The following is a 13,833-nucleotide window of genomic DNA, read 5'->3' as shown; positions in this document are numbered from 1 at the left end:
GGACATAAGGCGTCTCGGGAATGAACAAACCGGCCGATATACTGGTTTGGGACCAGAGGGTCGGGAGTTCGAATCTCTCCACTCCGACCATTCATTCACAGCAAATCATCGGCCATGCTGCCGGCGCACCTGCGCCGGGCAGCATCTGCGACTGGCGAAGCACGGAAGCGACCGACGGGCGGCGCGGATTTCCGCGTGCCCGCCTGAAGCTCCGAAGCGTCAGCCTTGGATGAACGCCAGGATATCCGGATTGATGATCTCCGGGTGGGTGGTGCACATTCCGTGCGGCAGGCCCTTGTAGACCTTGAGCGTGCCGTGCTTCACCAGCTTGGCTGCAAGCAGAGCGGAGTCGGCAATCGGCACGATCTGGTCGTCATCGCCGTGCATGATCAGGACAGGCACGTCGATCTTCCTAAGGTCCTCGGTGAAGTCGGTTTCGGAAAAAGCCTCGATACAGTCGTAATGGGCCTTGGCTCCGCCCATCATGCCCTGGCGCCACCAATTGTCGACAGCCCCTTGCGAGACCTTGGCGCCCTCGCGATTGAAGCCGTAGAACGGGCCGGCCGGCACATCCCTGTAGAACTGGGCGCGGTTGGCGACCAAAGCGGCACGGAAGCCGTCGAAGACCTCGATCGGCAGGCCGCCGGGGTTCTTGTCGGTCTTGAGCATGATCGGCGGCACCGCGCCGATCAGCACCGCCTTGGCGACGCGTCCTTCGCCACCGTAACGGGCAACGTAACGCGCCACCTCGCCGCCGCCGGTCGAGTGGCCGATATGGACGGCGTTCTTGAGATCAAGATGAGCGACCAGAGCCGCGACATCGGCGGCATAGGTGTCCATCTCGTTGCCGGTCGCCGTCTGCGTCGAGCGGCCATGTCCGCGCCGGTCATGCGCGATGACGCGATAGCCCTTGTCGAGGAAGAACAGCATCTGGTTGTCCCAGTCATCGGCGCTGAGCGGCCAGCCGTGATGGAACACGATGGGCTGACCCGTGCCCCAATCCTTGTAGAAAATCTCGGTGCCGTCCTTGGTGGTGAATGTGCTCATCGTCGTACTCCTTGATGTGGTTAGCTGAATTGGTTGGGGGAAGGTTCGTTCCTTCTGTGGACAAGCTATCGCAACGCAGTCATGGTGTGGATTGGCAAAACAGACATTGAACATGGCAAAACTGACAGATGGTTGCGGCGCGTGATCCGGTCGAAATCGGCCTCGTTGTGTATCCCGGCGTTCAGGAAGCGGCTGTTCTTGGCCTGACCGATCTCTTCCAGCTGGCCAACCGGCTGGCTGCCGAACGGTCGCCGGACGCGCTGAGGCTTCGTGTCAGCCATTGGCAGTGGCAGGAGGCGAGCCAAACGGTCATCCGCACCTTCGACAGCGAGCCCGGACCCGGCAATGCACCTGCCATGGTCATCTTGCCTCCGACCCTAGGCGATCCGATCGCTCGCGGGGTGGCCGCGCCCTACGCCGACTGGCTCAGGGCCCGCCATGCGGCAGGCGCGACGCTCGGCTCGGTCTGCGCCGGCGCCTTCGTGCTTGCCGAGGCCGGCCTGCTGTCTGGCCGTGCTGCGACCACGCATTGGGCCTATCGCGACGCGCTGGCGATGCGCTTTCCCGACATCGCACTGGATGTCGACAAGCTGGTCATCGATGATGGCGACATCATCACTGCCGGCGGCTACATGGCTTGGACCGATCTCGGCCTAAAACTCGTCGACCGGGTGCTCGGGCCGACCGTCATGATGGACACTGCCCGTTTCATGCTGGTGGATCCGCCGGGACGAGAGCAGCGCTTCTACAGCCCCTTTGCTCCCAGGCTGAACCATGGCGACGAGGCCATTCTCAAAGTGCAGCACTGGCTCCAGGCGAGAGGCGCGCGCGATGTGACGCTTGCCACTATGGCGGAGCATGCGGCTTTGGAGGAGCGGACTTTTTTGCGCCGCTTTCGCAACGCCACCGGCCTCAAGCCGACCGAGTATTGCCAGCACCTGCGCGTCGGCAAGGCGCGTGAGATGCTGGAAGCGACGACCCGATCAATCGACCAGATCGCCTGGGATGTCGGCTATGACGATCCCGGCTCCTTCCGCAAAGTGTTCGCCAGGATAACCGGCCTGGTGCCGGGCGATTACCGCAGGCGTTTTGGCGTGGAACGAGCCGCGCTTGTGGCCGGCGAGCGCTGAGCGGTGGCCCAGCCGTGCTTGCCCCGCGTCGACTGCCGCTGGAGGATGCGTGTGTTTGATGAGGTCTATGATGCCACGACCAACCGCACGATGATGCAGAGGAAGCCCAAGCCGCTGTGGCTGTTGCGGTGGCCGCGCCAGGCGATCGGGCTGAAGCGGAAGTGCGAGGTGAGCCAATGACTGACCGATCAATCACGAGTTGCGACGAATGCGGCAGCATATATTTCGTCGAAAGCAGTGCAATGGCCAGCCTTTGTGCTGAATGCGCGTTTCATCTCTATGGATACCCCGCCTGCGAACATCAGTTCAAAAACGGCCGATGCACAGCCTGCGGGTGGGACGGCTCTCGGTCAAAATATATCGCCGGCATTATTTCAAGGGAAAGCTCACAGGTGGGAGCGTCGACCCTGTCGCCTTGTCGCGCGCATGTGGCGCAGACAACCCATGCTTAGAGAGCGCTTTCGATATCGGTCCTCGAAAAATCGTCGCCGATATAAAGCAGGCGGCAGGCATGTTCCTTGGCCACCTCATAGGCGAAGCAGTCACCGAAATTGAGCGCGGCCGGGTGAACGCCCTTACCCCACTTTGCGTAGGCTTCGGCGATGCGACGCGCAGAGGCCGGCGTTACTGCCGCAATTTCGAAACCAAGCCCGTCGATCAGGCCGGACAGCTCTTCGCCGACATTGCGCCGCGCCGCGACGATCAGCGCTTCGGCCACGGTGCCGGCGGAAATCAGAATGTCGTCTTCAGCCTCGAGCGCCGCGATGCAGACATCAGCCTCCGGCTCGTCAAGAACGATCGCCATCAGCGCCGAGGTATCGACCACGATCATTCAGGCAGGCCATCATCACCGTAGAGGAAATCCTGGCTTCGCGCGGCGGATGGCCCGGCCTTCGCCCTCGCGGCGCCGGATGCGCGCATCGCCTCCAGCAGTGCCCGACGGCTTTTCCTGTCCGGCACTGCCTTGACGGGAACCAGGCGCACGGCCGCATGACCGTGACGGGTCAGAATGATTTCGTCGCCTGCCTCGGCACGACGCACCAATTCGGTCAGCTGTCCCTTGGCGTCTGTAACGGATACCTGCATCGCCACTCCTCTATGGGCCATCCTCTGGTCCATATTTGCAGTGAAAATAGACCATTCAACGGTCCATTACAACGGCCAAAGGCAAGCTCGCCGGGAGGAGAACCCCAACCGCCCCGTCTCCCGGCGAGCCTACAACCTGATTTGATACGCAATCAGGACCGGGGTTAGCCGGCAAGACTGACGTTGCAAGACAGATGCCAGTCTTCGTTTCCCGAAATGGAACACCGGCAGGGGTGGTCGTTTTCCGCGTTCGACCAATCGGTGTTTCGACTTTGACGTAGCGTCCGGCGTCGTGTCATCCTGCGGGAACGGCGGGACGCCGATGTGAGGCGGGGCAAGTAGAATGAATGCTTCCTACCCTGGTGAAGAGGCAACAGCCGAACAGGTACTGGGACTCGCAAGCGAATTCAGAAATGCAGCGATCCGCCTGCTGGAACATCGACGCAAGGGTAACGCGCTTTCCCTGGTGCCCTGCCGTTTCACCGCCCTTCACGCAATCGAACTCTACCTCAATGCCCATCTCCTCCTGACTGGTTCTGATCATAAGGCGTTGCGTGGCCTGCAGCACGATTTTGCGACACGTACCGCAAAGGCAATCGCCTCGGGACTGGTCCTGCGGAAACGCACGGCACACCATCTGTCCCAACTTACTGGAAACCGAGAATATTTAGTGACGCGATACGGTCCAGAGATGACCACCGCCCTGTCGCAAATCAACAGGCTGATAGCGACTTTAAATGAAGTTGCGGCGAAAGTGGAAGAGCCTGCAGCCCTCCGAGGCAGCACGCCAAAGCCCACTACAGTCTAAATCTCGAACTCGCCCTGCCCCTCATCCATGGCGCTGACGGTTTCGGCGGCGAGCGCCCTCGTGATCGGCGTCTTGCGCTCCAGTGCCGTGCGATCGAGCCGCTCCACCACCCGCATCGCGGTGCCCAGCGAGCGTTCGATGCGGCGCACCAGATATTGCACGACATGTGGCTCGACCTCGACCTGGCGGTCGGCGAACAGTTTGGTGATGACGCCGGCCAGCAAGAGATCGTCGGGCTCGTGGATCTCGACCGTCGCCGCCGCTTTCAGCCGCGAAGCGAGGTCCGGAAGCCTAACGCCCCAGGCGGACGGAAAGCGCCGCGCGGTCAAGAGCAAGGTCGAGCCGGCCCCGCGCACCGCATTGATCAGATGGAACAGCCCCTCTTCATCGACCGCGCCGGCATCGACGTCGTCGATCAGGGCAGGCCGCGCGCCGAGGCCCGCCATGCAGTCGCCGATGCGCCTGACATCGACTGTCACGGCCCCGGCGCGGGCGCGCCAGATCGAGGCCAGGTGGGTTTTTCCAGAGCCCGCCGGACCGGCGAGCACGACCACCGGCGACGGCCAGTCCGGCCAGCGATCGACCAGCGCCACCGCTTGGCTGTTGGTGCCGGAGACGACGAGCTCGTCGCGCGAGTAGCCGGTGCCGTGGCCGAGATCGAGCGGCAACTGGCGCGGCGGGTCGATCTTGTTGTCCGGCATCTGGCTCAACTGCGCGGCCCACCGCTCCCGCGGCGACGCGCCGGCAGCGGCGGGACAGGTTCGGTGCTGTGGCCCTTGTAGAGCGGCGATTCCAGATAACGGGCGATGGCAAAACGCACCAGCACGGCAACGGCGGCCGAGGCCGGCACGGCGATCAGCAGGCCGACGAAGCCGAACAGCGCGCCGAAGGCAAACAGCGAAAACATCAGCCACACCGGATGCAGGCCGACGCTTTTTCCCACCAGCCTCGGCTGCAGGATGTTGCCCTCGATGAACTGGCCGACGAAGAACACGCCGGCCACCGCCGCGATCATGGTCCAGTCGGGCCAGAACTGAACGAAGGCAACGCCGACGGCCAGGACCAACCCGGTCAGCGAGCCGACATAGGGAATGAAGGAGATCAGCCCGGCGAACAGGCCGATCAGGATGCCGAAATTCAGGCCGGTCAACGTGAGGCCGGTGGCGTACATGGCGCCCAGCACCAGGCACAGCGTGCCCTGGCCGCGCACAAAACCGGCGGTAGCAGTGTTGATGTCGTTGGCGATCGCCCTGACGGTCTTGACATAGTCGCGCGGCACCCAGCTGTCGACGATCGCCACCATGCGGTCCCAGTCGAGCAGCATGTAGAAGGCAACGACTGGTGTCACCACGAACAGGCTGACCACCGACACTAGCGCCACGCCGGAGCTCCAGATCGATGTGAACACCGTGGTCAGGAGGCCGAAGCCGGAGGTCAGCAGCGAATTCAAGCCTTCGCGCAGGCCATTGGCGTCGACGCCGAATTTCTCTTCCAGCCACCTCGGATCGAAGCTCGTGATCAGGGTCTGCAGCCGGGTCAGGTATTCCGGCAGCTTGCTGGCGAAATCGGCCATCTGCGAGGCCAGCACCGGAACGAGGATGACGAAGGCCAGCACCAGAACGACGATGAAGGCGAACAGGATGACAACCGTCGCCATCAGCCTGGACAGGCCGAGCCGCTGCAGCCGGTCGGCGACCGGGTCGAGGAAGTAGGCGAGGACCATGCCGGCGACGAACGGCAAAAGGATGCCGCTGAAGACATAGAGGAAGACCGCGAGGATGATGGCGCTGATCAGCCAGAAGCGGATTTGGCGGCGAAACACGCCAGACGCGGCGGCATCGGCGGCCGCAGCCTCGGCTGCCGCGTCGATGTCCTGGTCAGGTGTCCGGTGTGGAGCCTTCGCCATAGCCGCTCATATGCCTCAGCCAAGCCACGAGATAGGCCGCGGCCGAAGCCACGGTCAAGACCCCGGACAGCAATATGAGCACCGGCCTGAGCGGATCGAGGTCGAGGGCGAGAGCCAGTTCGCCCAGCACCACCGCCGCCAGCACGATCTGGATGGCGGTGTTGGCCTTGGACACGAACAGCGGCTTCATCTCGACCGGGTGGGCCATGACGGTGGACAAAAGCACGGCGCAGACGATCAGCGCATCGCGCGACACCATGGTGACGACCAGCCACAGCGGCAATTCACCGATGAAGCCCAGCACCACGAACACCGAAACCAGCAGCAATTTGTCGGCCATCGGATCGAGATAGGCGCCAAGTTGCGAAAACTGGTTGAAATGGCGGGCGATGAAGCCGTCGACACCGTCGGAAATGCCGGCGATGAGGAAGCCGGCGAAAGCCCAGTCCCAGTGCGCCTGCAGCATGGCCAGCACCACGCCCGGCACCAGCACGAAACGCATGATCGTGATCATGTTGGGGATGGTCAAACGCATGTCCCGTCGTTTCTGTTTTAATGATACATGATGGAGATGGGACGCTACGGCAAGTGGCGACGCTCTCTCCTCGCTCACCTGCTCCACCCCAGACCGAAAAAACGAACCTAGCGAATGACGATGGCACAGAGATTTACAATCGCCCTGCGTGTCACACTTTGCTATTTGGCCGGAGTAACAGAAAGCTTCCTAGGTTTCGCATCTTTTACAACTCCACACCGCGACGCGTCGATGCATGACCTTTTGATCAGTTTCGTTCTTGCCTTGGTGGTCGGCCTTCTGGCGTCTTGGCCTCTCTGGCTGGTGGCTGCCGTCGTGGCGTTCGTTTTCGGGCGGTCAGTCGCCGTAAACCCGGGTGTCTGGACTGTGGCGGCAAGTTTGATCGCCGCCGGTTTCTCCTACGGGGCCCTCCCGAGCGACGAGGTCAGGTCCTTAGCGACCGTCGGCGTCCTCGCCGCTGCGCTGGCGGGCATTTCTTTCTACTGCTGGAGCGTAGGGAGCCCGGTTCGGCCGATCTCCAATTGAACATCGCCATCGCTCGCTTGCCTTGCGAGGCAAAAGCGTTCATGCGAAGAGCCCTCAAGCAAGTGGAAACAGAGATGAGCAGGCGCCAGAAATGAGCAAGCGCAAGAACGGGCTCACTTATGCCGAGGCGGGTGTCGACATCGATGCCGGCAATCTCATGGTCGAGAAGATCAAGCCGCTGGTGCGCGCGACGCGCCGGCCGGGCGCCGACGGCGAGATCGGCGGCTTCGGCGGCCTGTTCGACCTCAAGGCCGCCGGCTTCACGGACCCGGTGCTGGTCGCCGCCAATGACGGCGTCGGCACCAAGCTGAAGATCGCCATCGATGCGGGCAAGCACGACACGATCGGCATCGATCTCGTCGCCATGTGCGTCAACGACATCGTCGTGCAAGGCGCCGAGCCATTGTTCTTCCTCGACTATTTCGCCACCGGCAAGCTCGACCCCGACCAGGGTGCTTCGATTGTCGGCGGCATCGCCGAGGGCTGCCGACAGGCCGGATGCGCGCTGATCGGCGGCGAGACGGCGGAAATGCCCGGCATGTATCACGGCAAGGACTACGACCTTGCCGGCTTTGCCGTGGGCGCGGCCGAACGTGGCCAGCTACTGCCGACAGACGACATCGTCGAGGGCGACGTGCTGTTGGGACTGGCCTCGTCGGGCCTGCATTCGAACGGCTTTTCGCTGGTCCGCCGCATCGTCGCGACAAGCGGCCTTGCGTGGTCCGATCCGGCGCCCTTCAATGATGAAGCCACGCTGGCCGAGGCGCTGCTCGAGCCGACACGCATCTACGTCAAGTCGATCCTCAAGGCGATCCGCGGCACGCATGGCATCAAGGCGCTGGCCCACATCACCGGCGGCGGCTTTCCTGAAAACATCCCGCGCGTCTTGCCGAAGGATTTTTCGGCCGAACTCGACCTCGACGCCATCGAGGTGCCCCCGGTATTCTCATGGCTGGCGAAGACCGGCGGCGTGGCGCCCGAAGAGATGATGCGCACCTTCAATTGCGGCGTCGGCATGATCCTCGCCGTCGCCTCCGGCCAGGCCGCACAGGTCGCGGCCGTGCTGCAGGAGGCCGGCGAGACTGTGGCGCCGATCGGCCGCATCGTGCCGCGCCGCAACGCCGGCGTCATCTATCGGGGCTCGATCGGCCTATGAGCACGCGCAAACGCACCGTGGTGCTGATTTCGGGACGCGGCTCCAACATGACGGCGCTGATCGCCGCGGCCAGCAACCCGGACTATCCGGCCGAGATCGTCGGCGTCATTTCCGACCGGGCCAATGCCGCCGGTCTAGGCATCGCCGCGGCGCGCGGCATCCCTACCAAGGTGATTTCGCGGGCCGACCATACCAGCAAGGAAGCGCATGACGGAGCGATCGACGCGGCACTTGTCTCGTTCGGCGCCGAGATCGTGACGCTGGCCGGTTACATGCGCATCCTCGGCGCGCGCTTCGTCGAGAAGTGGCTGGGACGGATGATCAACATCCACCCTGCCCTGTTGCCTGCTTTCAAGGGGCTGGATACGCATGCGCGAGCTATCCGCGCGGGCATTCGCATCCATGGTTGCACGGTGCATTTCGTCACGCTCGATATGGATGACGGCCCGATCATCGCCCAGGCTGCCGTGCCGGTGATGGTCGGTGACAATGAGGATACGCTTGCCGCCCGCGTGCTGAAGGCCGAGCACCGGCTTTATCCGCTGGCGCTCGGGCTGGTCGCCGAAGGCAAGGCGCGGATGGAAGGCGGCCGTACCGTGCTTGCCCACTTCGCCGACGATGCAGACAACAGCACTTCCGTGGTCATGGCGCCCGATCCGCTGCGCGAGGAGACCGATCTCGAGCATCTGGCGCGCATCACACCATGAGAGCCATCCTTGAAGATGGTGGCAAATATTGCTACCATCTTCACAAGGAGACAGTTTGATGGCGACAGTCGAAAAAGTCAGCGTGGCGCTTTCCCCCGAACTGCTGGACATGGTCAAGGGCGCGGTGGCCAGCGGGCAATACGGTTCGGCAAGCGAAGTAATCCGCGAAGCGCTCCGCGAATGGCGCCTTCGCCAGCCCTTGCGCGAAGCGGAAGCGGAGCGGCTGCGGAAAGCCTGGACGGAAGGGCTGGAGAGCGGCCCGTTCGCGCCTTTCGACATCGAGGACATCAAGCTGAAGGCGCACAGCCGGTTCAGCGACGCTGCCAAAAAAACACAGCGGAATGGCTGACATCCTCATTGTCCGCAGCCCGGCCGCCGAAAACGATCTGATCGAAATCTGGTTTGGCATTGCGACGGACAGCCCGCTTGCCGCGGATCGCTTTCTGGACGCCATAGCGGCGCGCATCTTGCAATTGGCCAGCTTCCCTGAATCCGGCCCCAAGAGACCGGACATCGGCGCCGAGGTGAGAGCGCTGACGATCGGCAATTATCTCGTGCTTTATCGCTTGGCAAAACAACGCGTCGAGGTCGTTCGCTTCGTGCATGGCGCGCGCGACGTCTCGGCGCTATTTTGAAAGATCATGGCAACTGCAATTGGCAGCAGCTGGCGGACATCACGCCCTGAGCAGAGGCTGGCATGGCGACAATGAAACAACTCCTTCTTCTGCGTCATGCCAAGTCGAGTTGGGACGATCCTGACCTCATCGACTTCGACCGGCCGCTTTCCGGGCGCGGGCTGAAGGCGGCCCCGCTGATCGGGCGCGAACTGGCCAGGCAGGGCTGGCTGCCCGATGTGGCGCTGGTATCTCCAGCGCTGCGCAGCCGCGACACATGGCGGCTGGTCTCGGCGGAATTGCCGGCGAAAACGCCGGCCAAATTTGTTCAGGCGCTCTACGAGGCCAGTGCGGCAGACGTTCTCGCCAAGGTACGGCAGGCAAATGCTGTAACAAGCACCCTTCTGGTGATTGGCCACAATCCCGGTCTGGAGGAATTCGCGCGCCGGCTTGCCAGCGCCGGATCGGATGCCGCGGCACTCAAAAGGCTTGAAGAAAAATTTCCGACGGCGGCGCTTGCCCGCTTCGTTTTTGACGGCGACTGGGCACGGCTGGCCCTCGACGAGGCGCGGCTGACACACTGCGTTTGGCCGAAGGATCTGCGCTAGCGCATGGCCCGAAAATCGGAATCGATTTTTGCTGCGCTGACTTTCAGTTCGGAAAGGATCATGCGCAAAAATCAAAGCGTCATTTGTGCGTCCCAAAAAGGGCGGCGCTGCTGACGGTGACTCGATATGCAAAAGCAAGAGCGGCGGGCCAAACCCGCCGCTCTTTGAGTTCCGGAGCTTGAGGACTTAGCGGCGGCCCCAGTTGCCCCGGCCAGATTGAGGCGCGACGGACTGATCCGAGCCGGACTGGCGCGTCGCATCGGTGTTGACGGCATTATGCTCGGTCGGGAGCAGCTTGCGGATCGAACCCGTGAGCGTGTTGTCGACATTTCCAACAGGCGCATTGCCAACCGGCGCAGCCGGCTGGTTGACGCCGTCCGAACCATAGTGGTCGCTGCCGGCAAAGGCGCTGCCTGTAGCAATGAGGACGGCAGCGGCGGTAAGAGCAATCTTGGTCATTTTTCAGGTACTCCAGTATTTCCATGTTTTCAGTGTTGTTGTCCGTCTAGTGGCGTGCCTTGGGAGGATCTCGCGTCGTTCGGACTAGTGTGAGGTGGGTTGGCAGTGCCGCGATTTCCAATCACGAAGATGTTCCGGCTAAGCCCGGAATCGGGTGCTTGAAATCCGCCAAAAGGCTTCCTTCGCCACAATCTTTTGCATTCTTTTCAATTTGTTAAGCGAATTTTCCTGCCGCGAGGCGCAGGCATTTGCTGAGCCGGCGTTCACCCGGTCCTGCACGATGCGTCAACAGAAACGAACCGATCGGTTCGATTCCTCCGCTGATGCGCAAATGAAATTTCGCAGAGCTACCGGCTTTGCGTTGCCGCCTTAGACGTGCACGTCACCAAAGGAGAGTTCGCCCTCGTCGCCAGCAGCCAGGAAGGCCGTGACCAGCAGGCCGGCATAGAGGGCGGCGACCAGCACGACGATGACCACGCCGGGAATGGGCCCCAAGGCAGCGCCGGTGACGGCCTCGCGCACCGAACCGACGAAGCCGATGCGGACACCCTCGGTTAGAAGACTGGGTGTCGACAGTTTGAGGATCCAGGCCATCAGCAGGATCAGCAGCATGTGGATGTAGTTTCGACGCAGACGGCGCGCCAACGCCGCTCGCTGCGAAATGAGGAATTTTGGAGCGCGCAGGCTTTCGCCGACGATCAATAGCCAATCGGACGCAAAATCCGGCTGCGGCGAGAATATCTGCGCGAAATAGTGCCGTTCGAACTGGCGCACGCGGGCCCGGTAAACGTCGAAGAAGCGATATCGCCGCGCTTCTATCCACAGCAGCAACAGGACAAGCAGCATGGCAAAAAGCAGCACGCCGTGATGCGCGCTAGCCGTCGAAAGCGAGACGGACAGCATCGCCGCGACGACCGTTATCGCCCAATTGCTCGTCCGGTCCAGGCGGTCGCGCCACCCCGTCATGCGTAGAATCTCGGCGCGATGAAAGTGTGACATCGTGGTTACGAGTTCGCCGGGCGAAAGCGTTCTTCCAATGGGGTCCGGCGCTGCCGACACATCTGCCATCACCATGCCTCCACCCGCCACGCAAAAACGGCTGGAGGGATATATCGTTCCGACGCTTCAATTGGCCGAGCGCAGCCAGACCTTGTTGTCGTGAAAAGCCGCACCGCCATAGGGCGCTGGCGCGTCGGCGCCGGTTAGCACATTGATGCCCTCGCCCCGCTCATGGGCGCTGTTCGGCCATATGCCCTCGGCCACTACGACGCCGCGCTTGAGGCCATCGAACAATCTTGCGTGCAGCACGACTTCGCCGCGCGCATTGCCGATCTCGACGCGGTCGCCGTTGGCCAGCCCATAAGCTGCCGCATCGTCCGGATGCAAAAGCAGTTCCGGTCGGCCCTCCTTGGCCTTCGACACCGGCGTCTCCGAAAAGGTCGAGTTGAGGAAATTGCGCGCCGGCGAGGTGGTCAGCCGGAACGGATGCGCCGCATCCGCCACCTCGATCAGGTCGATATGGTCGGGAAATTCCGGCAGGCTTGCCACCGGCCCGAACAGGCCCATGCTTTTCGGCGGCCGGTTGGGCGCCGCCTGACCGGTCCAGTCGGCGCGGAAGCGGAATTTTCCGTCCGCGTGGCCGAAGCCGTTGATGAAATGCGCCGCCTCGAAATCCGGCTGCAAATCGACCCATTTTTCGTCCCTGAGGCTCGAAAAACTGCCCAGGTCCCGCTTGCCCAGGATGATGTCGATATGCTGTTGCTCGGTCATGCCGAAGCCAGGCTTTTCGCCAACGCCCAGCCTTTTACCGAGTTCCTCGATGACGAAATGGTTGGTGCGCGGCCCTTCCGGCGGGTCGATCAGCTTCGGACCGAGCGTGATATGCTGGTTACCGCCGCCCTTGTAGACGTCATCATGCTCGAGGAACATCGTCGCCGGCAGCACGACATCGGCAAGTTTTGCGGTGTCGGTCATGAATTGCTCGTGCACGCAGGAAAATAGGTCGTCGCGTAAAAAACCCTGCTTCACCAGCCGCTGCTCCGGCGCGACATTGACCGGATTGGTGTTCTGGATCAGCAGCGCCGTCACCGGCGGGCCGCCATAGAGCGCATCCTCAGCGCCGGTCAGCACGGGGCCGATGCGCGAATGGTCGAGATGGCGGATCGCGGGGTCGCGCATCCGCGTGCCTTCCAGCAGTTCCTGGTTGAGCTTGAAGATGCCTGAATTGGAATGGAAGGCGCCGCCGCCCTCATACTGCCAGCAGCCGGTGACCGCGGCGATCGAGGCGGCAGCATGCATGTTGACCGAGCCGTTGCGCTGGCGCGAAAAACCGTAGCCGAGGCGGAAATAGGTTTTCTTCGTCGTGCCGACGATGTGGGCGAATGCCTCGATTTCGCCGACAGAAAGCCCTGTTATATCAGCCGCCCATTGCGGCGTCCTCGTCTGAAGATGCGCTTCCAGACCGTGCGGGTCGTCGGTGTATTTTTCCAAATAGGCGCGGTCGGCCATGCCGTCACGAAACAGCACATGCATCACTGCGCAGGCCAGCGCGCCGTCGGTGCCGGGCTTCAGCACCAGGCCGAGATCGGCCTGTTTCATCGTCGCGTTCTCGTAGACGTCGATGACGACGATTTTCGCGCCGCGTTCCTTGCGCGCCTTGATCGCGTGGGTCATGACGTTGACCTGGGTGACCACGGCATTGGTGCCCCAGATCACCACGCAGTCGGACTTGGCCATCTCGCGCGGGTCGGGACCGCGCAACGCGCCGGCGCCCATCATCCAGCCGGTCCAGGCCAGGTTGGTGCAGATCGAACCGAAGAAGCCGGAATATTTCTTGGCGTGCCTGAGCCGCTCGATGCCGTCGCGCTGAACCAACCCCATCGTGCCGGCATAGTAATAGGGCCAGACCGTCTCCGAGCCGTATTTTGCCTCGGCCGCGATGAACTTTTCGGCGACGAGGTCGAGTGCCGCCTCCCAGCTCGCTTCCTTCCAAAGGCCCTCGCCCTTGGCGCCGGCGCGGATCAGCGGCTTCAGCAGGCGCTTGGGGTGATGGACGCGGTCTGCATAGCGGGCGACCTTGGCGCAGATGACGCCTGATGTGTAGCTGTTGGCCTTGGCGCCATGGACGCGACCAATGCGCCTGCTGTCGAGCAGCTCGACCTCGAGCGCGCAGGTCGACGGGCAATCATGCGGACAGGCCGAATGGCCGATTCTGAGCTTGGCGTGCTGATTCATAGGGCCAAACTAGCCGTA

General features: G+C 62.6%; 17 protein-coding genes and 1 tRNA gene. 9 read left to right on the top strand and 9 right to left on the bottom strand.

Features of this window, described 5'->3' with window-relative positions; all coding sequences use genetic code 11:
- Positions 1-16: 16 nt before the first annotated feature.
- Positions 17-90 (top strand) — tRNA-Ser (locus CIT25_RS03990).
- A gap of 129 nt (positions 91-219) precedes the next feature.
- On the opposite strand, the gene CIT25_RS03985 is transcribed toward CIT25_RS03990, so the two are convergent.
- On the bottom strand, positions 220-1,047 hold the full coding sequence (locus CIT25_RS03985; RefSeq protein WP_095483252.1) for an alpha/beta fold hydrolase: 828 nt from the start codon (positions 1,045-1,047) through the stop codon (positions 220-222).
- A gap of 128 nt (positions 1,048-1,175) precedes the next feature.
- Between CIT25_RS03985 and CIT25_RS03980 the strand changes: the two genes are divergently transcribed.
- Entirely contained in the window at positions 1,176-2,177 is a 1,002-nt protein-coding gene (locus tag CIT25_RS03980) for a GlxA family transcriptional regulator (protein WP_095483251.1), read from the top strand.
- 51 nt (positions 2,178-2,228) lie between these two features.
- On the top strand, positions 2,229-2,357 hold the full coding sequence (locus CIT25_RS38055; protein WP_280953346.1) for a hypothetical protein: 129 nt from the start codon (positions 2,229-2,231) through the stop codon (positions 2,355-2,357).
- Positions 2,358-2,625: 268 nt separating this feature from the next.
- On the opposite strand, the gene CIT25_RS03970 is transcribed toward CIT25_RS38055, so the two are convergent.
- Entirely contained in the window at positions 2,626-3,009 is a 384-nt protein-coding gene (locus tag CIT25_RS03970) for a type II toxin-antitoxin system VapC family toxin (RefSeq protein WP_095483250.1), read from the bottom strand.
- Positions 3,006-3,263 carry a type II toxin-antitoxin system Phd/YefM family antitoxin gene (locus tag CIT25_RS03965; RefSeq protein ID WP_095483249.1) on the bottom strand — a complete coding sequence of 86 codons (258 nt, stop codon included), beginning with the start codon at positions 3,261-3,263 and terminating at the stop codon, positions 3,006-3,008. The genes CIT25_RS03970 and CIT25_RS03965 overlap by 4 nt, the downstream gene beginning before the upstream one ends.
- Positions 3,264-3,606: 343 nt before the next feature.
- On the opposite strand from CIT25_RS03965, the gene CIT25_RS03960 reads away from it, so the two are divergent.
- Positions 3,607-4,071 (top strand): hypothetical protein, encoded by a 465-nt coding sequence (locus CIT25_RS03960; protein ID WP_095483248.1) that lies wholly within the window; start codon positions 3,607-3,609, stop codon positions 4,069-4,071.
- Here the strand turns inward: CIT25_RS03960 and hdaA are convergent.
- From hdaA to CIT25_RS03945, 3 genes are read right to left on the bottom strand one after another with little or no spacing between them, the layout of a single operon-like run.
- Positions 4,068-4,772, bottom strand: coding sequence for a DnaA regulatory inactivator HdaA (hdaA, locus tag CIT25_RS03955; RefSeq protein WP_095483247.1), 705 nt, complete (start codon positions 4,770-4,772; stop codon positions 4,068-4,070). The two genes, CIT25_RS03960 and hdaA, sit on opposite strands and share 4 nt — an antisense overlap.
- Positions 4,773-4,777: 5 nt before the next feature.
- Entirely contained in the window at positions 4,778-5,977 is a 1,200-nt protein-coding gene (locus CIT25_RS03950) for an AI-2E family transporter (RefSeq protein ID WP_095483246.1), read from the bottom strand.
- Positions 5,949-6,506, bottom strand: coding sequence for a CDP-alcohol phosphatidyltransferase family protein (locus CIT25_RS03945; protein ID WP_095483311.1), 558 nt, complete (start codon positions 6,504-6,506; stop codon positions 5,949-5,951). The genes CIT25_RS03950 and CIT25_RS03945 overlap by 29 nt, the downstream gene beginning before the upstream one ends.
- A gap of 622 nt (positions 6,507-7,128) precedes the next feature.
- Here CIT25_RS03945 and purM point away from each other — a divergent pair.
- From purM to CIT25_RS03915, 5 genes are all read left to right on the top strand, one after another.
- Positions 7,129-8,193 (top strand): phosphoribosylformylglycinamidine cyclo-ligase, encoded by a 1,065-nt coding sequence (purM, locus tag CIT25_RS03935; RefSeq protein ID WP_095483244.1) that lies wholly within the window; start codon positions 7,129-7,131, stop codon positions 8,191-8,193.
- Positions 8,190-8,900 (top strand): phosphoribosylglycinamide formyltransferase, encoded by a 711-nt coding sequence (gene purN, locus CIT25_RS03930; protein WP_095483243.1) that lies wholly within the window; start codon positions 8,190-8,192, stop codon positions 8,898-8,900. The genes purM and purN overlap by 4 nt, the downstream gene beginning before the upstream one ends.
- 58 nt (positions 8,901-8,958) lie before the next feature.
- Positions 8,959-9,249 (top strand): type II toxin-antitoxin system ParD family antitoxin, encoded by a 291-nt coding sequence (locus CIT25_RS03925; RefSeq protein WP_095483242.1) that lies wholly within the window; start codon positions 8,959-8,961, stop codon positions 9,247-9,249.
- A complete protein-coding gene (locus CIT25_RS03920; RefSeq protein WP_095483241.1) occupies positions 9,242-9,535 on the top strand; it encodes a type II toxin-antitoxin system RelE/ParE family toxin in 294 nt (97 codons plus the stop codon). The genes CIT25_RS03925 and CIT25_RS03920 overlap by 8 nt, the downstream gene beginning before the upstream one ends.
- Before the next feature lie 71 nt (positions 9,536-9,606).
- The gene (locus CIT25_RS03915; protein WP_095483240.1) at positions 9,607-10,122 is read left to right on the top strand and encodes a SixA phosphatase family protein; all 516 of its coding nucleotides are present in this window, start codon (positions 9,607-9,609) and stop codon (positions 10,120-10,122) included.
- A gap of 186 nt (positions 10,123-10,308) precedes the next feature.
- Here the strand turns inward: CIT25_RS03915 and CIT25_RS03910 are convergent, their stop codons facing one another.
- The 3 genes from CIT25_RS03910 to CIT25_RS03895 all read right to left on the bottom strand — a co-directional run bounded on the left by CIT25_RS03910 (position 10,309) and on the right by CIT25_RS03895 (position 13,815).
- Positions 10,309-10,581 (bottom strand): DUF680 domain-containing protein, encoded by a 273-nt coding sequence (locus tag CIT25_RS03910; RefSeq protein ID WP_095483239.1) that lies wholly within the window; start codon positions 10,579-10,581, stop codon positions 10,309-10,311.
- Positions 10,582-10,950: 369 nt separating this feature from the next.
- Complete coding sequence (locus tag CIT25_RS03900) at positions 10,951-11,649, bottom strand: DUF2270 domain-containing protein (RefSeq protein ID WP_095483310.1); 699 nt, start codon at positions 11,647-11,649, stop codon at positions 10,951-10,953.
- Positions 11,650-11,706: 57 nt separating this feature from the next.
- Positions 11,707-13,815, bottom strand: coding sequence for a molybdopterin oxidoreductase family protein (locus CIT25_RS03895; RefSeq protein ID WP_095483237.1), 2,109 nt, complete (start codon positions 13,813-13,815; stop codon positions 11,707-11,709).
- Between the last annotated feature and the right edge of the window lie 18 nt (positions 13,816-13,833).

This window comes from Mesorhizobium mediterraneum (genome assembly GCF_002284565.1).
Lineage (GTDB): Bacteria > Pseudomonadota > Alphaproteobacteria > Rhizobiales > Rhizobiaceae > Mesorhizobium > Mesorhizobium mediterraneum.
This window is presented reverse-complemented; position numbering and strand designations above follow the sequence as displayed.